The following is a 19,223-nucleotide window of genomic DNA, read 5'->3' as shown; positions in this document are numbered from 1 at the left end:
CCCTTAAATCCACAACTTCTTGAAGTCACGACCGCCGTAGATCAGGTTGACCATTGCGCGGGTCACCATGATGGCTGTGAACATCGAGGTAAAGATACCCAGGGACATGGTCACGGCGAAGCCTTTCACCGGGCCGGTGCCCATGGCGAAAAGAATGCCGCCTACCAGCAAGGTGGTCAGGTTGGCGTCGACGATCGCGGTGAATGCGCGGCCGAAACCTTCGTTGATCGCCCGCTGCACGCTCATCCCCGCGGCGATTTCCTCGCGAATACGCGAGAAGATCAGCACGTTGGCGTCCACCGCCATACCCATGGTCAGCACGATACCGGCAATACCCGGCAAGGTCAGGGTAGCGCCCAGCACCGACATCAGGGCCAGCAGCACCACCATGTTCAACGCCAGCGCCACGGTGGCGATGATGCCGAAGAAGCGGTAGATGGCGATGATGAACAGCGAGACGAACAGCATACCCCACAGGGACGCATGGATACCCTTGGTGATGTTGTCGGCACCCAGGCTTGGACCAATGGTGCGCTCTTCAGCGAAGTACATCGGCGCGGCCAGACCACCGGCACGCAGCAGCAGGGCCAGTTCCGAGGATTCGCCCTGGCCGTTCAGGCCGGTGATGCGGAACTGGCTGCCCAGCGGCGACTGGATGGTCGCCAGGCTGATGATCTTCTTCTCTTCGGAGAAGTCCTGCACGGCCACGTCTTTCTCGACACCATCGACCGTCTGTTTTTCGTAGCGGGTGAACGGTTTCTGCTCGATGAACAGCACCGCCATGCTACGGCCGACGTTGGTGCGGGTAGCACGGCTCATCAGGTCGCCACCGTGACCATCGAGCTTGATGTTCACTTGTGGCTGGCCGTGTTCGTCGAAGCTGGCCGAGGCGTCGGTGACCTGGTCACCGGTAATGATCAGGCTGCGCTCCACGGCGGCTGGCGGACGGCTGCCATCACGGAACTCGAAGGTTTCGGTGGTGGCACGCGAATCATCCGGGCCTGCGCCCAGGCGGAATTCCAGGCTGGCGGTCTTGCCCAGGATACGCTTGGCTTCAGCGGTGTCCTGCACGCCTGGCAGCTCGACCACGATGCGGTTGGCACCCTGGCGCTGTACCAGCGGCTCGGCCACGCCCAGCTCGTTGACCCGGTTACGCACGGTGGTCAGGTTCTGCTTGATCGAGTATTCGCGGATCTCGGCCAGCTTGGCCGGGGTCAGCGACAGCGACAGCACTTGCAGCTCGCCACGGGTAGACGTGGTCAGGTCGAAGTCGGTGTAGGCCTTGCGAATGATGGCCTGCGCCTGGCTCAGGCTGTCGGCATCGGCGAAGCCCAGCTGAATGGCAGACGCCTGCTGAGGCAGGCTGCGGTAGCGGATCTTTTCCTTGCGCAGCTCGGTCTTGACGTCGGCTTCGTAGATTTTCAGACGGGCATCGATGGCCTTGTCCATGTCCACGGCCAGCAGGAAGTGCACGCCACCAGACAAGTCCAGGCCCAGTTTCATGGGGTGCGCGCCAATGTTGCGCAACCACTGGGGCGTGGTGGCAGCCAGGTTCAAGGCCACTACATAGTCGTCGCCCAGTGCCTTGCGGACCACGTCCTTGGCAGGCAACTGGTCATCACGCTTGGCCAGACGCAACAAACCGCCCTTGCCATTCTCGGCCAGCGTTGCCGCCTTGACCTCGATACCGGCATCGGTCAGCGCCTTGGCGCTGCGGTCCAGTTCAGCCTGGGTGACTTGCAGCGCGGAACTCGCGCCCGAGACCTGGATGGCCGCGTCATCAGGATAGAGATTGGGTGCGGAATAAATAAAACCGACCGCCAGCACCGCCAGGATCAGTAGGTATTTCCACAGAGGGTATTTGTTCAGCATCACGCCGCCCGTTCAAGACGCGGGGCGCCTTGCGCGCCCCGTCGATTGGTAAAAGTCTGAAGCTTAGATCGCTTTGAGCGTGCCTTTCGGCAGGGTCGCGGCAATGGCGCCCTTCTGGATTTTCAGCTCTACGGTGTCCGAAACCTCGATAACCACGAAGTCTTCGGTCACTTTGTTGATCTTGCCGGCGATACCACCGGTGGTCACAACTTCGTCACCTTTCTGCAGGTTGCCCAGCAGGTTCTTCTGCTCTTTGGCACGCTTGGCCTGCGGGCGCCAGATCATCAGGTAGAAGATGACCAGGAAGCCGACCAGGAAAATCCACTCGAAGCCGCCGCCCATCGGGCCTGCCGCTGCCGGCGCACCAGCGTCGGCCAAAGCATCAGAGATAAAAAAGCTCATTTAGCACTCCAGTTGCAAAATTGTTGACTCAAAAGGGTCACGAACTCAGTCCAAAGGCGGCGTTACAAGCCCGCGTTTGGCGTAGAAGGCATCGACAAAGGCGGCCAATGTACCTTGTTGAATAGCCTCGCGCAAACCAGCCATCAGCACCTGGTAATGACGCAAATTGTGGATCGTATTCAACATGCTCCCCAGCATTTCGCCGCACTTGTCCAAATGGTGCAGATAAGCACGGGAGAAGTTCTGGCAGGTGTAGCAGTCGCAGGTCGGGTCCAGCGGCGAATTATCGTGGCGATGAAACGCGTTGCGGATTTTCAGCACGCCGGTGTCGATGAACAGGTGCCCATTGCGGGCATTGCGGGTTGGCATCACGCAATCGAACATGTCCACCCCGCGGCGCACACCCTCAACCAGATCTTCCGGCTTGCCAACACCCATAAGGTAACGAGGTTTGTCAGCAGGCATCCGGCCTGGCAGGTAGTCCAGCACCTTGATCATTTCGTGCTTGGGCTCGCCCACCGACAGGCCACCGATGGCCAGGCCGTCGAAGCCGATCTTGTCCAGGCCTTCCAGCGAACGCATGCGCAGGTTCTGGTGCATGCCGCCCTGCACGATGCCGAACAGTGCGGCGGTGTTGTCGCCGTGGGCGTTCTTGGAGCGCTGAGCCCAGCGCAGGGACAGCTCCATGGACACGCGCGCCACATCTTCGTCGGCCGGGTACGGAGTGCATTCGTCGAAGATCATGACTACGTCAGAGCCCAGGTCGCGCTGCACCTGCATGGACTCCTCGGGGCCCATGAACACCTTCGAGCCGTCCACCGGCGAGGCGAAGGTCACGCCCTCCTCCTTGATCTTGCGCATGGCGCCCAGGCTGAACACCTGGAAGCCGCCCGAGTCGGTCAGGATAGGGCCCTGCCACTTCATGAAATCGTGCAGGTCGCCGTGGGCCTTGATCACTTCCATGCCCGGGCGTAGCCACAGATGGAAGGTGTTGCCCAGGATCATGTGCGCGCCGATGGCCTCGATATCCCGAGGCAGCATGCCCTTCACCGTGCCGTAGGTGCCCACCGGCATGAATGCCGGGGTTTCCACCACGCCACGCGGGAAGGTCAGGCGGCCGCGACGGGCCTTGCCGTCGGTGGCCAGCAGTTCGAACGACATACGACAGGTGCGACTCATGCGTGATCCCCTGGCGCCGCTTCGCTAGGACCGCGGGGCGCCGGATTGCGGGTGATGAACATGGCATCACCGTAACTGAAGAAGCGGTAACCGTTGCTCACCGCGGCCTGGTAGGCCGCCATGGTCTCGGGATAACCGGCGAAGGCCGACACCAGCATCAACAGCGTGGATTCCGGCAAATGGAAATTGGTGACCAGGCAATCGACCACGTGGAACGGCCGGCCCGGGAAAATGAAAATGTCGGTGTCGCCGCTGAACGGCTTGAGCACGCCATCGCGTGCCGCGCTTTCCAGCGAGCGCACACTGGTGGTGCCCACGGCCACCACACGGCCGCCACGGGCCTTGCAGGCATTGACCGCGTCCACCACGTCCTGGCTGACCTCCAGCCACTCTTTATGCATGTGGTGGTCTTCAATGTTCTCCACCCGCACGGGCTGGAACGTACCCGCGCCCACGTGCAGGGTCACGAAGGCCGACTCCACGCCCTTGGCCTTGATCTGCGCCAACAGGCCTTCATCGAAGTGCAGGCCTGCGGTAGGCGCCGCCACCGCGCCCGCGCGCTCGGCGTACACGGTCTGATAGCGCTCGCGGTCGGCGCCCTCGTCGGGGCGGTCGATATAAGGCGGCAGCGGCATATGGCCAACGCGGTCCAGCAGCGGCAGCACCTCTTCATTGAAGCGCAGCTCGAACAGCGCATCGTGGCGCGCCACCATCTCGGCCTCGCCGCCGCCGTCGATGAGAATCATCGACCCCGGCTTGGGCGCCTTGCTGGCACGCACGTGGGCCAGCACCGAGTGGGTGTCCAGCACGCGCTCCACCAGAATTTCCAGCTTGCCGCCGGAAGCCTTCTGGCCGAACACACGCGCAGGAATGACCCGGGTGTTATTGAACACCATCAGGTCGCCGGGGCGCAGGTGCTCCAGCAAATCGGTGAATTGACGATGGGCCAGCGCACCGCTGGGCCCGTCCAGGGTCAACAAACGACTGCCATGACGCTCGGCCAGCGGGTGGCGTGCAATCAGGGAATCGGGAAGCTCGAAGGAGAAATCGGCGACGCGCATGATGGTGTTCGGTCTGACAGGGCCGCGAAGTTTAGCTCAAAACACACAAATTGACCACGCGAGAGAGTTGACCAACGGTCGAGGGCTCTCTATACTCCGCGGCCATTGAGCCCTGATGGCGGAATTGGTAGACGCGGCGGATTCAAAATCCGTTTTCGAAAGGAGTGGGAGTTCGAGTCTCCCTCGGGGCACCAAGATTCAAATCCCTTCTACCGGGGATTGCAGCAAAGAAACCGACCTTGAGTCGGTTTTTTTGTGCCTGGGATTTGGACGCAGCCTGCGCAGGCGCCATGGTCAGTGTGAGAGCAAGGCTTGCCTGCGAAAGGCCGACACTGCCAAAACCACCTCGCCCTTGGCCACACCCTGTGATGGCCTGCCAGCCGCTTTCAATTGGTTCTTCACGGAATCCGGGATCGCGTCCCGGGACGGGTGCCGCACCACTTCGAGGACCTCTGGGAGAGGAACGGTTGACGCTAAGCAGAACACCCCGGTAGCCTTGCCAAGTTGCCAAAAGGCAACCGAGCTTGGCGGCTCGACTAGCAATAAGGCGCAACAGCGCCGCACCTCACCATCGCAAGCACGGTCTCGTGCCCGCGATGCTGTGTTATGGCGGGTTGCGCAGGGACTTCTTCGGAAGTGCCGGTTTGCCTATTGCCCGGTCCGCCAACCTTGTGTAACCCGTCACCCTCTTCCTGCTTGGCGGCAGGTTTGGGTGATGATCCATCTTGCGATAGGAGATTCACCGATGAATGATCCAATCCCGCACCACACCCAAGGCCAAACCACCTTTGCCCCTTGCGGTTCCACAGCAGCCCCTCTGTTCACCGTCAATCCTGACATCCCGCTCGTGGATGCCCTGGCCCACAGCTCCAACCTGCAACTCGTCGCCAACCAATTGATGACAGACGCCGCCATGGGCGACGACGGCCCTCATCTGGCGTGGGCTGCGGCTTACCTGGGGGAAATGGCTCAAGCGATCTTGAGTGATTTGACGATACCGGTGGCTTGCAACAGCGCAGTCTGATCGTGCTGGGGACGCCGGGCTGGATTAGCGGCTGGTTCGGCGTTTTGGGCTGGAACAGGCCATTGGCGACTGGACGGGATCGTGGATGGCGCATCTCCTATCCGCGCATGGGCGTGAGCCTACTGGCCTAGGCGCAGCAGGAAGCCGCCAGCAAGCCGCGCAGGACCCCGCGGGAGCAAGTCGCAGTGGCGTTTGAGGTAACGGCAGATAAACATCTGCAGGACCAGGCGCCAGCTCCTGAAACAGGCGACGCGGTTTGTCTGAGAGTTTTCGGTGGCTGCTTCCCGAGCTTCGCCCGGTCCCACAGGGTTCAGCCTTGGTGACCGGGGTTGTCTGCGGAAGGCGGGGCTCTCCCTCACCGGGCGTTGCAGCGGGGACTCAATACAATCCCGTGGCACTGCCCGGGTCGCGCACCGGGACTTCATTGGCGGCCACCAGGTTGTAGTTGAGCATGAACCCTACGCCACCTTCCGATTCCAGCGTTTCGGCCACCCAGCCAATGGGGTTCATGAACAACGAATCATCGTGGTTCAGCACGCCCACTGCGCCGTTTTCTTCATCGAAGTCCCATACCACGCCACCCCAGTGCCAATCGTGCCCCAGCACGTACTGGTTGCCGAGCAAGGCACCCAGGGCGAAGGTCTGTTCCTCGGGCAATACCGTACCCGCCGCCTTGCAGTCCCGCACCCTTTGGGTGATGGCCGCAACCACGTCCTCTGGTGGGGTGGCGGCTGTCAGCCCCAGGAGTTCCAGGCCCTGGTTGGCCAGGTCGTTGATCTGCGCCGCAAGCTCGGCGGTTACTGGATTGATTTCTGCCACGCTCGATCTCCAAATCGTAAAAGTTCGGCCACGGTGCCCGGGGCCGGCTGCCCTTGGGCGTCGCCCGTCTGCATCAGGGTCGCCAGGGTGGCGAGCAGCAGGTCGTGGCTCATGATGCCGCTGGCATTGGCGACGAACACGGTCTTGCCCACGGCGCCTTTGATCACCACTTTTTCAGTCCAGGCATTCAGGTCCACGCCGCGCAGGCTGGCCATGGATACCTTCTGCCCGTCCACTTCCAACTGCTCGCGGGTGAGCACGATGGGTTGGGTGCTCACGTTCAGGAAGTTGCCGCTGATGCGTTTGCCCCACACCTGGCCGGTGCTGATGTAGTTGAAGGTCACGGCGCCACCGGCTTCCAGCGTTTGCATGACGGCGGGCAGGCGCTCGCGCAGGTAGAGTTCGCGCACCCATTGCACGAAGGCCAGGAAGTCCTTGAGGTGCAGGCTGACGCGCTTGAACGGTTCGCTGGCGTCGCGGCGGTAGGCCAGGTTGGTGATCAGCCCGCTGATGGCGGTTTGGCCGGAGCTGAACAGGTACAGGTCCTGGATCTCGCTGAAAGGCGTGTAGTCGCGCTGGCGGCCAATGATCTGCGTGATGCCGTGCTCATGGACTTCATAGCTGGCCCGGCGCAGGTTGCGTTGCCATAGGGCCAGGCCCAGCATGCCAGCAGCCAGTGCCGCAAGCAGGCCAGCGGTGGCGTAAAGCATCATCGCCTGGCTGGAAAAGGTAATGTTGAGACCGCGGTTGGTTTGCAGCTCGACGGGTCCGGTACTGGCAATCAGGTGGGCGGTTTGCAGGTACAGCACGAAGATGGCCAGGGCCAGCAGCACCACGCCGAAGAGCGCGGTGAACACGGGTAGCGTCTTGCCATGCCTGAAGGTCTTGATGAGCTTGCCGGTGGGTGCAGGGGTGGTGTGCATGAGCCTACTTCCTTGGCTGTTTTGGCAACTTGAATGATACAGCAAGTAACCGGCACGACATGTCAGAATAGGGAAACACCCATCCAGCGCTGCTGGCCGAGGCGTCGAGAAAGGGTGCCCTGATACAGGCGGAGATCGATGAACCCTACCCCGTCATGGCAAGGCGAGCTGTGGCTAGCCAGCGACTACGGCCTGCTCGCAGGGACCGCTGGCACCACCCAGCCCCATGCCCATTACGCCCACCAGTTCCTCATCGCGCAAAGGGGCGAGGTGCAGGCGTTGATTGGCGGGCAGCTGCAATGCGCCCCGGTGCTGGTGATCGAATCTGGCGTGGAGCACGCGATCCTTGCGCCGGAGCAACCCACCCTCACCCTGTTCGCCGAACCCCTGGCCTTCGAGCTGCAGGCGGTGCACCAGTGCTGCATCGAAGCGGGTGCCAGCATGGAGCGGTTGGCTAAGCGGATCGACGACCTGCCGCGCCGCACCCTGGATGCACGGCTGGCCAAAGCGCTGCACCGGGTCCGTGCCCTTGAAGATGAGACACTGCCCGCCGAGGTGCTGGCCCGGGAAGCAGCCCTGTCGATCAGCCAGCTTGAGCGCCTGTTCACCGGCAGCCTTGGGGTATCGGTCAGGCGTTTGGTGCTGTGGCACCGGCTTCGCCGCGCGCTGGCACTGGCGCTGGCCGGCAGCACGTTGACGGCCGCGGCCATGGCGGCCGGGTTCTCGGACTCGGCGCACCTGTCACGCAGTGTGCGCAAGCAATTTGGGGTTCGGGCTGATCTGACATTGCGCCATCTGCGCCTACGTGTGCTCGGTTGAAATATCAGCCGCCTCGATTCTGCCCCCCCATCAACCCATTCGCCTCCCGAAACCCAACCGCCTCATCCGCGAACTCGAACGTCCCACCCTCCTTCACTTCCCGCGCCGCACGAATGAATGCCCCCAGCGCCGCCCTGGCAAACGAACTCCCCAGGCTGACCCGCCGCACACCTGCGCCTTCCAGCTCGGCAGCCGTGAGCTTCGAACCTGCCAACCCCATCACCACGTTCACCGGTTTGCCGAGCGCAGCGCATACCTGGCGTATCGCCTCCAGGTTCGGCAATGACGGCGCAAACAGCACATCCGCCCCAGCCCGCTCAAACGCGACCAGGCGGTGAATCGTGTCGTCGAGGTCCAGAACCCCATGGCTGAAGTTCTCCGCACGCGCCACGAAGGTGAACGGGAACGGCAGGCTGCGCGCCGCCTCGACGCCGGCGATGACCCGCTCCAGGGCGTGGTTGAAGTCATAGATGGGCGCTGAAGGATCGCCTGTGGCGTCTTCGATGGAGCCGCCCACCAGGCCGATATCGCCGGCCATGCGAAGGGTGGTGGCGACATCTTCGGGACGCGGACCAAAACCGTTTTCCAGGTCGGCGCTCACCGGCAGGTCTGTGGCCTGGACAATGCTCAGGGCGTTGGCCAGTGTCTCGTCACGTGATACGGCGCCCTCGCCGTCACGCCGGCCGAGGGCGAAGGCCAAGCCAGCGCTGGTAGTGGCCAGGGCTTTGTACCCCAGGGCCGCGAGGACTTTCGCGCTGCCGGCATCCCAGGCGTTCGGGAGAATGAACAACTCACGACGGTTGTGCAGTGCCTGGAACGCCAGGGCTTTGTCGAGGGTTTGCATGGCGCGGGCCTTGACGAATGGGGAGAGCTATCAGTTGTAGCAGATGCGCCGCAAACGCTGCCGGAATGCTGCCGAGGCGATCCCCCGGAAAAAACTGTATGGTTTTTGGCTCGGTCGCCATTCTTGCTTCGCCCCCGTCGGGCGGGGGTTTGCGTACATCACGCCCTCCACAGCCACTGCGAGAGCACCTCCTGGCGTTACCTCCAACCTTGCTTGGGCCGTACTGCGGGCTATGGTTAAAAACCGCAGGAAGCACGACCCATGGAATGTTCAACCACAGGAGATTGCGATCATGGAGAAACCATTCAACGAGCTACTGGCCAGCATTCGCGCCTGTCAGACCTACGATGCCGTCAAGGCACGCCTCGCCGTCATCACCGAACAAAAGGCTGCGGCCGACGACCCCGATGTCAAGCGGGCGCTCCGGGATGCCGAGGTCTACGCACGGGTATGGGGTGTGGCGGTGACCAGCCACGACGATGCCGTGGCCAGCATCGCCATCGAATCCTATGCCGAGGGCAATGATGCGGACTTTGCCAACCTCATCAACGCCCAGGAATCCCGAGGTTTGGCGCTGGAAGCCGCTTCGTCCGCCGTGTGGAGCGACGCCAAGGCTGCCGCGTCGGGAAGCCCCGCCGATGCCGTGGCAGACGCCAACGCTGCGGCGGAGGCCTGCCAGGACGCGGAGCCCTACATGGCTGCCGTGGCGGGAGGGCAGATCACGCCGGCCAACCTGCACCTGGTGCTGCAACTGGAGCAATTCCTGAACCCGGTCAGGTACGCCGCCAGCGCCTACCTCAACGAACAGGTGGAGCGAGCCCGCTTGGTGGACACCCTCAAAGGCCTGCTCAACACCTACCTGCTGGTGTGGCGCAAGACCACCACCGGCGGCGGCAACCCGTTGGCCGAACAAGGGATACTGGAAAGCATCGACGAGAAGAACGGCTCATTCGTGCTCAGAAGCACGGTGTATTCCGGCCAGCGCAGCACGGTGGCGATTTCGGATATCGGCAGCCTGGATACCTCGCGTACCGGGCCGGGAGCGCGGCAGAGCGCGGTGGCGCCGGGCTGGCGAAACGTGGGGCTTGGGGAGTGGGTGCGTTCGGATCAATATCCGGGCTGAGCGAGCCTCAAGCTGAAAGGCACACGAGTTACCGCGAAAAGCACAAATGACTTCCGTCTTGCCTCGTAGCAGCGGACCTGGCCGCGTCACCAACGCCGCGGCGCAGCAGGTACACCGCATGTACCGCCGACGCGGCCGGGTCCGCTGCTGCGGGTCATCGCAGGTTTTATGCCTCGCGCCGTGGCCGACACGCGGTCAAAAGCCAGGCAACAAAAAACCCGCCGAAGCGGGTTTTTCGTTTGGCCTGTTCAACTCCCTGTCGAAGCGAATCCTTTCTGGCCTGTCATCCGTGACGCCGGGCAAATCCTTTGCCTCAGCTGATGGGGCTAGATTAAGCCCGCGGACGGCTTTCCCCTAGAGGACATCAGAACCAACGCGTGTAAGACATTGGCTATACCTGCCGTAGCATTCGCTATCAAGGGGTAATATCCCTACACCTATTCCCCCAGCGGGGCTGCGAGTGTCACGGTAACGTAGCGCCCCCTTTTTCATGGATGTTGCCCATGCACCCTCGTCATCTGCTGTTAACCACCCTGTTCATGGCTTTCGGCGCCCTGGCCGCGGCGCCGAAACCCGACTGCGCCAACGCCAGCACTACCCCCGAAATGACCCAGTGCGCAGCCCTGGACGCCGACGCGGCCGAAGCCAAGCTCAACGCCACCTATAAACAGCTGATCCAGAACCTCAGCCAGCCGGACACCGAGTCCGAGCAATACAGCGAAACCCGCCAGAAGCTGCAAATCGCTCAGCGCGCCTGGATCAAGTTCCGCGACGCCGACTGCGAGGCCATCTACCAGGCCAACAGTGGCGGCACTCTGCGCGGGCTAGCGGCGCTGGGCTGCAAGCGCAACCGGGCCGAGCAACGTACCCGCGAGCTACAAGACTATCTGCAACCCTGATGGCCACGGAAACCCGCTAAGATAGGCGATCCCCGACTATTGCCGCAGGCCGCCTCGTGCCCCCGATCAAGACCCTGCCTGCCGGCAAATACCAGACCATCGTCGCCCTGGGCGCCTCTGCCGGGGGCCTGGAAGCGATGGAGCGCCTGTTGCGCCTGATGCCTGCCGATTCGGGTCTGTGTTTCCTGGTGGTGCAGCACCTTGACCCGGCGCGGCCCAGCCTGCTGAGCGAGATTCTCGGCCGGGCCACCAGCATGCCGGTGATGCAGGCCGTGCACGGCAACCCCGTACAGGCGAACATGGTGTACGTGATCCCGCCCAACCATGACCTGACCTTGACCGGCCGCCGCCTGGTGGTGCGCCCCTGGAAGGCGCCGCGCGGCCACCATTTGCCCATCGATACGTGCTTCACCTCGCTGGCAGAACAACTGAAAGGCCATGCCATAGGCGTGGTGCTCTCTGGCACGGGCGCCGACGGCACCCTGGGCTGCCGGGCGATTCTGGACCACGGCGGCCGGACTTTGGTACAGCTGCCCAGCGAAGCAGCGTATGACGCCATGCCCCGGCATGTCGTGGAAGCGGACAACGCCAGTCAGGTGCTAGCGCTCGAGCAGATGCCCGCAGCGCTGATGGGCGGTGTGCCGGACCCGGGCGCCAGCGATGCGCTGCTGCAGATTCTGTTGCACCTGCGCCAGGCGACCGGGCACGACTTCACGCAATACAAGAAAAGCACCATCGCACGGCGTATCGAACGGCGCATGCAGGTTCAGCAGATCGACGACCAGGCGCAGTACCTGACGTTGCTGCACGGCAGCGCGACGGAAAGCCAGGTGCTGTTCAACGAGCTATTGATCAATGTCACCCAGTTCTTCCGCGATCCTCAAGCCTTCGAGGTGATGAAGGCGCACATTCTGGAGCCCATGCTGGCCAGCACCCCTCGCGATGGCGTGTTTCGCGTATGGGTAGCCGGCTGCGCCAGTGGTGAGGAAGCCTACTCAGTGGCCATGGTGCTGCACGAACTGCTGCAGGCCCATTCCCTGGCGCTGACCGTGCAGTTTTTCGCCACCGACCTGGACGCCGACGCCATCCACCTGGCGCGCGCCGGCCTGTACCCGGAAGCCATCGCTGCGGACGTAGGCGACGAACGGCTAAAGCGTTACTTCAGCAAAGAGGAAGGCGGCTACCGGGTGAGAAAGGAAATCCGCGAAATGATCGTCTTTGCCGTGCAGAACGTGATCAAGGACCCGCCTTTCACCCGTCTGGACCTGCTGTGCTGCCGCAATCTCATGATCTACCTGGGGCCGACCCTGCAGAACCGCCTCATTCCCACCTTCCATTACGCACTCAAGGCCGGCGGCGTGCTGTTCCTATCTCCTTCGGAAAGCATCGGCGGCCATGCGGCGCTGTTCAGCCCGCTGCACCGCAAATGGAAGTTCTACCGTGCCATCAAGGGCACGGTGGCCAAATCCATACCGTTGGACAGCAGCCTGTCGTGGGTGCCGGAACGGACCAGCAAACTACCGGGACACCCCGCGAAAATGACCAAGGACACCAACCTCGCCGAATTGACCCGGCGTGCCCTGCTGCAAGAGTTCGGCCCTGCCTCGGTAGTCACCGACCTGGCCGGCACCATTCAGTACATCCACGGCGATACCAGCCGCTACCTGCGCCCGGCGCCCGGCCAGGCCAGCCTGAATGTCGTGGACATGGCTCGCGAAGGCCTGCAACTGGAGTTGCGCAACGCCGTGCACCGCGCCGCTGGCAGCACCGAGACCATCGTGACACCGCCCCTGAGCGTGGTCAGCGATGATGCCGTGCGCCTGGTGCGCCTGAGCGTGCGGCGCATGGCCGACACCCCCGCCGGCGAGCGCTTGCTGCTGGTGACCTTCCAGGAACAGGCCCAACCGGGCCATGCCCCGGCGGCGCAAGCCAGCAAGCGCAGCGCAGCGCCGACCCGCGAACGCGTCACCCAATTGGAACGCGACCTGGCCTACACCCGCGAGAACCTGCAGGCCAGCATCGACGAGCTGCAGGACGCCAACGAGGAGCTCAGCTCGGCCAACGAGGAGATGCAGTCCACCAATGAAGAGCTGCAATCGTCCAACGAAGAGCTGGAAACCTCCCGCGAGGAGCTGCAGTCGGTCAATGAGGAACTGGTGACCGTCAACGCCGAACTGCAAGCCAAGATCGAGCAGTTGGGCGACATGCAGAACGACATGAAAAACCTCCTCGACAGCATCAATATCGGCACTATATTTCTGGATACCCACCTCACCATCCGGCGTTTTACCCGCGATGCCGTGAAGATTTACCGGCTGATACCCAAGGACATAGGACGACCGCTGGCTGACATCACCTCCTACCTGGACGCGCTCGATCTGCTGGTGCCGGCGCAGGAAGTGCTGGACACCCTGATCCCGCGGGAAATAGAACTGCGCACCACCTCCGGCAATTGGTTCCTTGCCCGGCTGCTGCCTTACCGAACCCTGGACAACGTGATAGACGGCGTAGTGATGACTTTCCACGACATCAACACCCGGGTGGCCAATGAACAGGCCGTGCAGGCGGCCCGCGAGCTCGCCGAAGCCATCGTCGACACGGTGCTGGAGCCTTTGCTGGTTCTGGACCATGAGCTGCGCGTGGTTTCAGCCAGCCGCTCCTACCACCGCACCTTCAATACGTCGGCGGCCCAGACCAACGGCCACAAATTCTACGAACTGGGCGACGGCCAATGGGATATCGTGGCACTGCGGGACAAACTGGGCACTATTCTGGAGCGCAACACTAGTTTTGAAGGATTCGAGATGCTGCAGGACCTCCCGGGCCTGGGCCCACGGACCATCACCTTGAATGCGCGACGCGTCAACGGCCAGGGCGCGCGGCCCCACCTGATTTTGCTGGCCATGCAGCACCAACCGTCGAGAACCTAGAGGCTGGATCACGATGAAAAAGCCGACATCCGCGCACAGTATTTCCTTGAAAATGGAGCGGGTCGGCGTCAGGGGTGAAGACACCCACCTGCTGCAGGAACTGCAGTTGCACCAGCTCGAACTGCAAATGCAGAACGAAGAGCTGCGCCACGCTCATAACGCGCTGGAAGCGTCTCGTGACCTGTACCTTGACCTGTACGAACACGCCCCGGTGGGCTACCTCACGCTCAATGTCGATGGCGTGATCGAGGCGGTCAACCAGACGGGCGAGCAACTGCTGGGCTGCCAGCGCGGCCATTTGTTGCAACGGCGCTTTGCCAGCCGCGTGGCAATGCCAGAGCGCGACCGCTGGCATCAGGTGTTTGTCAGAGTCTGCCGCAGCGGCCAGGCTGAGGAATGTGAGCTGGCCCTGACCCGCGCCGATGGCAGCCATTGGCCCGCTCGGCTCAATTGCGTGCGCTACGGTAGCCAACCGGCCAGCGTGCGCGTCAGCCTTACCGACCTGACCGCCCGGCGGCAGATCGAAAGCCGCCTCAGCCTGGCCGCCAGCGTGTTCACCCACGCCCGCGAGGGCATTATGATCACCGATGCCGGTGGCACCATCATTGAGGTCAACGACGCCTTCAGCACCATCACCGGCTATACCCGGGAAGAAGCGCTGGGCATGAACCCCCGGTTCCTGGCGTCGGGGCTGACCGAACGCTCGCTTTACATGGACCTGTGGCGCGGCCTGCGCGAGGAGCACTACTGGCAGGGCGACCTGTGGAACCGGCGACGCAACGGCGAAACCTTCGCCACCCGACAGACCATCACCGCCATCCTCGACGTACGCGGGCATATCCAGAATTACATATCACTGTTCACCGACGTCACCGACCTGCACGAACACCAGCGCCAGCTGGAGTACATCGCCCACTACGACCCCCTCACCCACCTGCCCAACCGCGTGCTGCTGGCTTCCCGCCTGCAGCAGGCCATGAGCCGGGCCCTCGGCACGGGCTGCAAAGTGGCCCTGGCGTACCTTGACCTGGACGGGTTCAAGGCCATCAATGACCTGCACGGTCATGAAACGGGGGACAAGGTGCTGACCACCGTGGCCCGGCGCATGAAACATACCCTGCGCGACGCTTGCACCCTGGCGCGTCTGGGCGGCGATGAATTCGTGGCGCTGATCGTCGACCTGGACCAGGTGTGCGACAGTGCGCCGATGCTGGAAAGGCTGTTATCGGCAGCCAGCGAGCCGCTGCACATTGGTGCCCTGGACCTGCAACTGTCTGCCAGCATCGGCGTCAGCTACTACCCTCAGGAAGGCGACGTCAGCGCTGACCAGCTCTTGCGCCAGGCTGACCAGGCCATGTACCAGGCCAAGCTGGCCGGCAAGAACCGCTACCATGTGTTCGATGCCCAGCACGACCTCGACCTGCGTGGCCACAACGCACGACTGGACCGTATCGACCGGGCCATACGCGAGCACGAACTGCGCTTGTACTACCAGCCCAAGGTGAATCTGCGCACCGGTGAAGTGGTGGGCGCCGAAGCCCTGGTGCGCTGGTTGCACCCGGAAAAAGGCCTGCTGATGCCGGAAAGCTTCCTGCCCCTGATCGAAGGCAACGCATTGTCGGAAATCATCGGCGACTGGGTGCTGGACAGCGCCCTGAGCCAGGTGCACACCTGGCAACAGGCGGGCGTCAGGGTACCGGTCAGCATCAACGTCGGTGCCCGGCAACTGCAGCACCCGGACTTCGTCGCCAACCTGGTGGAGCGCCTGGGCGCCCACCCGGACCTGGACCCACAGATGCTGATGATCGAAATCCTGGAAACCAGCGCCCTGGAGGACATCGAGGGGGTGTCCCATACCATCCGCGCCTGCGCGGCCATGGGCGTGCGCTTTGCACTGGATGACTTCGGCACCGGGTATTCATCGCTGAGCTACCTCAAGCGCTTGCCGGTGGCCCAGTTGAAGATCGACCAGACGTTCATCCAGGGCATGCTCCATGCACCCGAGGACATCTCCATCCTGCAGGCGATTCTCGGCCTGGCCATTGCGTTCCGCCGCGAAATCATCGCCGAAGGCGTGGACAGCGCCGCGCAGGCCTCCCGCCTGCTGCAACTGGGCTGCGACCTGGCCCAAGGCTTCGGCATTGCCGAACCTATGCCCGGTGACGCGCTGCCTGCCTGGATCGCCCGCTGGAATGCGTCACCGCTCTGGCCGAAGCCTTGAGCGCAGCGACTTCAGGCTCATGATCTAAGCGCCTGCTTGCTTTTCCGATGCCGCCGGACGCAGTGGACGCTTTCAAAACGCCATCATCCATTTTGTGACCCTATCGTCATTTTTAGCACAGGGCCATCAAAAGTAACCTTGACGCTACATTTTTGACACTCAAAACCGTCAATATAATGTTACTAATAGTGTGGTTTTAGAGTAGCCAATCCCATTCTCATTTCACAAGACACGGAGGTCTTATGCGCCCTTCCCTTTTCACGGCTAGCGCCCTGCTGCTGACTACCGCCCTCATCCCACTGGCCCAGGCCGCCGACAGCGGCGAAGATCACCTGTGTGGCTGGTACGAGAACCCGGCCCCCAGGGTCGTCAACCTGGTCGACCGCGAAGGTAACTGGAAGGTGGCCACCGCCGACGGTTATACCGCCCCGGGGCAGAAACCGGTGTTCCGTTCCAGCCAGTGGGTTCGCACCAATGGCGACTATGGCTATGGCTGCGCCTGCCTGTCGGGTGACGTGGACGAGCGCACCCATACCGTCAACGCCATTACCACGGCCACCGCCCGCACCCTCGCCGCCTGCCGGGCCGACACCAGCTTGCGCGAGCCTTCCATGATCAAAAGCACCAATGTCGTTGGCGCGCTGACGATGTAAGGGCGGCGACGGGGTCAAACAGGGAAATGGCAAGATCCGTGGGGTTCTTGTCACAACCGCCACCGGCAGAACAGGCATGCTGAGGACACTCATCCAAGGAGCCCCTCATGGCCATCGCCCTGACTGACCTGATCCGCCAGCGCACCCTGACTATCAACCTGCTGCTGTACCCGGATGTCGAGATTCTCGACTTCGCCGGCCCTTACGAAGTGTTCAGCGTGGCCAGCCGGGTTGCGTTGCGCGACAAGCTGTTGCCCCACGCCCCCTTCAGGGTGCAGACAGTGGCAGCGGCGCCCGGCCTGGTAGCTGCGCGCCATGGGCTGCGGGTGCAGGCCGATGCCAGCCTGGTGACCGCCAATGCCTGCGACATACTGATCGTTCCGGGCGGTGTCGTTGACCAACCGCTGGCACACCCACCCACCCTGGACTGGGTAGCAGCCACCGCGGCCCGCACGTCGCTGGTCACCTCGGTGTGCACCGGCGCTTTCATCCTGGCCAAGGCCGGGGTGCTGAGCGATCAAGCGGTGACCACCCACTGGGATGATATCGAGCAACTGCGGCGGGACTATCCGGCGCTGACCGTGGTCAGCGGGGTGCCGTACGTGGACCTGGGGGAACTGATCACCTCGGCAGGCATTTCAGCCGGTATCGACATGAGCCTGCACATCGTGGGCCGCCTGCTGGGCACCGAAAGCGCCCGGCGCACGGCGCGACAGATGCAGTATGAGTGGCAGGATAGGGAGTGATTCGGAGATGTCCTAGGCGTTTACCGGAAGCATCCGGTTACGCCGCCGCTACCGTAGCTGGATAATGCCGCGCCTCATATTTGGTAACGGTAAGAAACAATGCGCCTTCCTGCACGCCGCCTCACCCTTCTGCTGCTGGCCCTCGCAAGCCCCGCCCTGATGGCCAGCGAAGGGTTGATCACGTTCAGCGGTGCGGTGACGGTACCAACCTGCCCTCTGAGGGTGGCGACCGACGACCCGGTCCCCAGGCTCGAAGCCCAGGGGCCAGGCTGTGAAGGCACCGGCGGGGTGGCGCAGTTGCAGGTGCAGCCCCTCGGCGAGCCCCAGGACGGTCTCGCCGAGGTCGTCGTGCAGGTCTATTAACCCTTCGCCGCCTTGATGAAGCCGTCGGCACGAAACATCTGACGGATGCCACGCAACGCCTGGCGGATACGGTCCTGGTTTTCGATCAGGGCAAAGCGCACATGGTCATCGCCGTATTCGCCGAAACCGATACCCGGCGACACGCACACCTTGGCGTCGGCCAATAGCTTCTTGGCAAATTCCAGTGAGCCGAGGTGGGCATATTGCTCGGGAATCTTGGCCCAGACGTACATCGACGCCTTGGGGTTCTCGACCATCCAGCCCAACTCGTGCAGGCCCTTGACCAGCACATTGCGGCGCTGGCGATACTGCTCGGCGATGTCCAGCACGCACTGCTGGTCACCTTCCAGGGCAGCGATGGCGGCTACCTGTAGCGGCGTGAAGGTACCGTAGTCGTGGTAGCTCTTGATGCGCGCCAGGGCGTTGACCAACTCGGGGTTGCCGACCATGAAGCCGATACGCCAGCCGGCCATGTTGTAGCTCTTGGACAGGGTGAAGAACTCCACCGCGATGTCCTTGGCCCCCGGTACCTGCATGATCGAGGGGGCTTTCCAGCCATCGTAGACGATGTCGGCGTAGGCCAGGTCGTGCACCACCAGCACATCGTACTGCTTGGCCAGGGCCACCACGCGCTCGAAGAAGTCCAGTTCCACGCACTGGGCGGTGGGATTGGACGGGAACCCCAGGATCATCATCTTCGGCTTGGGGATGGAACCGCGAATGGCGCGCTCCAGCTCGTCGAAGAAATCCACGCCCGGTACCAGGGGCACCGAGCGCACCTGGGCGCCGGCAATCACGGCACCGTAGATGTGGATCGGGTAGCTGGGGTTGGGCACCAGCACCGTATCGCCCTGGTCAAGGGTAGCCAGCATCAGGTGCGCCAGCCCTTCCTTGGAGCCGATGGTGACGATGGCTTCGTTCTCGGGGTCGATCTCGACCTGATAGCGGTCAGCGTACCAGCGCGATATAGCCCGGCGCAGGCGCGGGATGCCACGCGAAGTCGAGTAGCCGTGAGTGTCCTCACGTTGGGCGACGCTGACCAGTTTTTCGACAATGTGCGGCGGGGTGGCGCCGTCGGGGTTACCCATGCTCAGGTCGATGATGTCCTCGCCACGGCGGCGGGCAGCCATCTTGAGCTCGGCGGTGATATTGAAGACGTAAGGGGGGAGCCGATCGATACGCGAAAAGCGGCGCGGCGAAGAACCGTGTTCAGCCATGATGAAACCTCGAAACGTAAGCGCCCGGAACCGTCCGAGCGACGCGGCCAGTGTGCTGGCCTGGGTTTCACGATAATGCGGAGGCCACTGTACTGTAAAGGCCAATTCAGGGATAAGTGAATTTATTT

Annotated in this window: 17 protein-coding genes and 1 tRNA gene; 10 read left to right on the top strand and 8 right to left on the bottom strand. The window is 62.8% G+C overall.

Annotated features, from left to right (window positions below; genetic code table 11):
• Positions 1-3: 3 nt before the first annotated feature.
• From secD to queA, 4 genes are all read right to left on the bottom strand, one after another.
• Positions 4-1,872, bottom strand: coding sequence for a protein translocase subunit SecD (secD, locus tag HWQ56_RS05585; RefSeq protein WP_158154441.1), 1,869 nt, complete (start codon positions 1,870-1,872; stop codon positions 4-6).
• A 63-nt stretch (positions 1,873-1,935) separates the two neighbouring features.
• On the bottom strand, positions 1,936-2,274 hold the full coding sequence (gene yajC / locus HWQ56_RS05580; protein WP_158154440.1) for a preprotein translocase subunit YajC: 339 nt from the start codon (positions 2,272-2,274) through the stop codon (positions 1,936-1,938).
• Positions 2,275-2,319: 45 nt separating this feature from the next.
• Positions 2,320-3,435 (bottom strand): tRNA guanosine(34) transglycosylase Tgt, encoded by a 1,116-nt coding sequence (gene tgt, locus HWQ56_RS05575; RefSeq protein WP_176572348.1) that lies wholly within the window; start codon positions 3,433-3,435, stop codon positions 2,320-2,322.
• Between the two features lie 14 nt (positions 3,436-3,449).
• Complete coding sequence (queA, locus tag HWQ56_RS05570) at positions 3,450-4,514, bottom strand: tRNA preQ1(34) S-adenosylmethionine ribosyltransferase-isomerase QueA (RefSeq protein ID WP_176569989.1); 1,065 nt, start codon at positions 4,512-4,514, stop codon at positions 3,450-3,452.
• A gap of 109 nt (positions 4,515-4,623) precedes the next feature.
• On the opposite strand from queA, the gene HWQ56_RS05565 reads away from it, so the two are divergent.
• Positions 4,624-4,708 (top strand) — tRNA-Leu (locus HWQ56_RS05565).
• Between the two features lie 521 nt (positions 4,709-5,229).
• Entirely contained in the window at positions 5,230-5,538 is a 309-nt protein-coding gene (locus tag HWQ56_RS05560; RefSeq protein WP_245217821.1) for a DUF3077 domain-containing protein, read from the top strand.
• Positions 5,539-5,916: 378 nt separating this feature from the next.
• On the opposite strand, the gene HWQ56_RS05555 is transcribed toward HWQ56_RS05560, so the two are convergent.
• Together HWQ56_RS05555 and HWQ56_RS05550 are read right to left on the bottom strand one after the other, a co-directional pair.
• Positions 5,917-6,357, bottom strand: coding sequence for a hypothetical protein (locus HWQ56_RS05555; protein WP_158154438.1), 441 nt, complete (start codon positions 6,355-6,357; stop codon positions 5,917-5,919).
• Positions 6,336-7,280: a hypothetical protein gene (locus tag HWQ56_RS05550; protein ID WP_176569987.1), complete on the bottom strand. Its 945-nt coding sequence runs from the start codon at positions 7,278-7,280 to the stop codon at positions 6,336-6,338. Before HWQ56_RS05550 ends, HWQ56_RS05555 begins: the two co-directional genes overlap by 22 nt.
• Positions 7,281-7,418: 138 nt before the next feature.
• On the opposite strand from HWQ56_RS05550, the gene HWQ56_RS05545 reads away from it, so the two are divergent.
• Positions 7,419-8,099 (top strand): AraC family transcriptional regulator, encoded by a 681-nt coding sequence (locus HWQ56_RS05545; protein WP_158154436.1) that lies wholly within the window; start codon positions 7,419-7,421, stop codon positions 8,097-8,099.
• A 4-nt stretch (positions 8,100-8,103) separates the two neighbouring features.
• Here the strand turns inward: HWQ56_RS05545 and HWQ56_RS05540 are convergent, their stop codons facing one another.
• Positions 8,104-8,943 (bottom strand): isocitrate lyase/PEP mutase family protein, encoded by an 840-nt coding sequence (locus HWQ56_RS05540; RefSeq protein ID WP_176569986.1) that lies wholly within the window; start codon positions 8,941-8,943, stop codon positions 8,104-8,106.
• A gap of 292 nt (positions 8,944-9,235) precedes the next feature.
• Here HWQ56_RS05540 and HWQ56_RS05535 point away from each other — a divergent pair, with 292 nt between their 5' ends.
• The 7 genes from HWQ56_RS05535 to HWQ56_RS05505 all read left to right on the top strand — a co-directional run bounded on the left by HWQ56_RS05535 (position 9,236) and on the right by HWQ56_RS05505 (position 17,878).
• On the top strand, positions 9,236-10,066 hold the full coding sequence (locus tag HWQ56_RS05535) for a hypothetical protein (protein WP_176569985.1): 831 nt from the start codon (positions 9,236-9,238) through the stop codon (positions 10,064-10,066).
• Between the two features lie 503 nt (positions 10,067-10,569).
• Positions 10,570-10,965, top strand: coding sequence for a lysozyme inhibitor LprI family protein (locus HWQ56_RS05530; protein WP_176569984.1), 396 nt, complete (start codon positions 10,570-10,572; stop codon positions 10,963-10,965).
• A gap of 56 nt (positions 10,966-11,021) precedes the next feature.
• The gene (locus HWQ56_RS05525; RefSeq protein WP_245217820.1) at positions 11,022-13,895 is read left to right on the top strand and encodes a chemotaxis protein CheB; all 2,874 of its coding nucleotides are present in this window, start codon (positions 11,022-11,024) and stop codon (positions 13,893-13,895) included.
• 13 nt (positions 13,896-13,908) lie between these two features.
• The gene (locus HWQ56_RS05520; RefSeq protein WP_176569983.1) at positions 13,909-16,116 is read left to right on the top strand and encodes a putative bifunctional diguanylate cyclase/phosphodiesterase; all 2,208 of its coding nucleotides are present in this window, start codon (positions 13,909-13,911) and stop codon (positions 16,114-16,116) included.
• A gap of 242 nt (positions 16,117-16,358) precedes the next feature.
• Entirely contained in the window at positions 16,359-16,769 is a 411-nt protein-coding gene (locus HWQ56_RS05515) for a DUF4087 domain-containing protein (protein ID WP_158154431.1), read from the top strand.
• A gap of 107 nt (positions 16,770-16,876) precedes the next feature.
• Positions 16,877-17,515, top strand: a complete 639-nt coding sequence (locus tag HWQ56_RS05510; RefSeq protein ID WP_158154430.1) for a DJ-1/PfpI family protein — start codon at positions 16,877-16,879, stop codon at positions 17,513-17,515.
• Positions 17,516-17,614: 99 nt separating this feature from the next.
• Positions 17,615-17,878, top strand: coding sequence for a hypothetical protein (locus HWQ56_RS05505; RefSeq protein WP_158154429.1), 264 nt, complete (start codon positions 17,615-17,617; stop codon positions 17,876-17,878).
• Here the strand turns inward: HWQ56_RS05505 and alaC are convergent.
• Positions 17,875-19,095 (bottom strand): alanine transaminase, encoded by a 1,221-nt coding sequence (alaC, locus tag HWQ56_RS05500; RefSeq protein ID WP_158154428.1) that lies wholly within the window; start codon positions 19,093-19,095, stop codon positions 17,875-17,877. The two genes, HWQ56_RS05505 and alaC, sit on opposite strands and share 4 nt — an antisense overlap.
• Between the last annotated feature and the right edge of the window lie 128 nt (positions 19,096-19,223).

The organism is Pseudomonas eucalypticola (genome assembly GCF_013374995.1).
GTDB classification, from domain to species: domain Bacteria; phylum Pseudomonadota; class Gammaproteobacteria; order Pseudomonadales; family Pseudomonadaceae; genus Aquipseudomonas; species Aquipseudomonas eucalypticola.
Note: the sequence above shows the minus strand (reverse complement) of the source record. Positions and strands in the feature narration are given on the sequence as shown.

Coding starts and splice junctions, on each gene's coding strand:
- secD (WP_158154441.1), bottom strand. CDS start 1,872: ATGCTGAACAAATACCCTCTGTGGAAATACCTACTGATCCTGGCGGTG.
- yajC (WP_158154440.1), bottom strand. CDS start 2,274: ATGAGCTTTTTTATCTCTGATGCTTTGGCCGACGCTGGTGCGCCGGCA.
- tgt (WP_176572348.1), bottom strand. CDS start 3,435: ATGTCGTTCGAACTGCTGGCCACCGACGGCAAGGCCCGTCGCGGCCGC.
- queA (WP_176569989.1), bottom strand. CDS start 4,514: ATGCGCGTCGCCGATTTCTCCTTCGAGCTTCCCGATTCCCTGATTGCA.
- HWQ56_RS05560 (WP_245217821.1), top strand. CDS start 5,230: ATGATCCATCTTGCGATAGGAGATTCACCGATGAATGATCCAATCCCG.
- HWQ56_RS05550 (WP_176569987.1), bottom strand. CDS start 7,280: ATGCACACCACCCCTGCACCCACCGGCAAGCTCATCAAGACCTTCAGG.
- HWQ56_RS05545 (WP_158154436.1), top strand. CDS start 7,419: ATGAACCCTACCCCGTCATGGCAAGGCGAGCTGTGGCTAGCCAGCGAC.
- HWQ56_RS05540 (WP_176569986.1), bottom strand. CDS start 8,943: ATGCAAACCCTCGACAAAGCCCTGGCGTTCCAGGCACTGCACAACCGT.
- HWQ56_RS05535 (WP_176569985.1), top strand. CDS start 9,236: ATGGAGAAACCATTCAACGAGCTACTGGCCAGCATTCGCGCCTGTCAG.
- HWQ56_RS05530 (WP_176569984.1), top strand. CDS start 10,570: ATGCACCCTCGTCATCTGCTGTTAACCACCCTGTTCATGGCTTTCGGC.
- HWQ56_RS05520 (WP_176569983.1), top strand. CDS start 13,909: ATGAAAAAGCCGACATCCGCGCACAGTATTTCCTTGAAAATGGAGCGG.
- HWQ56_RS05515 (WP_158154431.1), top strand. CDS start 16,359: ATGCGCCCTTCCCTTTTCACGGCTAGCGCCCTGCTGCTGACTACCGCC.
- HWQ56_RS05510 (WP_158154430.1), top strand. CDS start 16,877: ATGGCCATCGCCCTGACTGACCTGATCCGCCAGCGCACCCTGACTATC.
- HWQ56_RS05505 (WP_158154429.1), top strand. CDS start 17,615: ATGCGCCTTCCTGCACGCCGCCTCACCCTTCTGCTGCTGGCCCTCGCA.
- alaC (WP_158154428.1), bottom strand. CDS start 19,095: ATGGCTGAACACGGTTCTTCGCCGCGCCGCTTTTCGCGTATCGATCGG.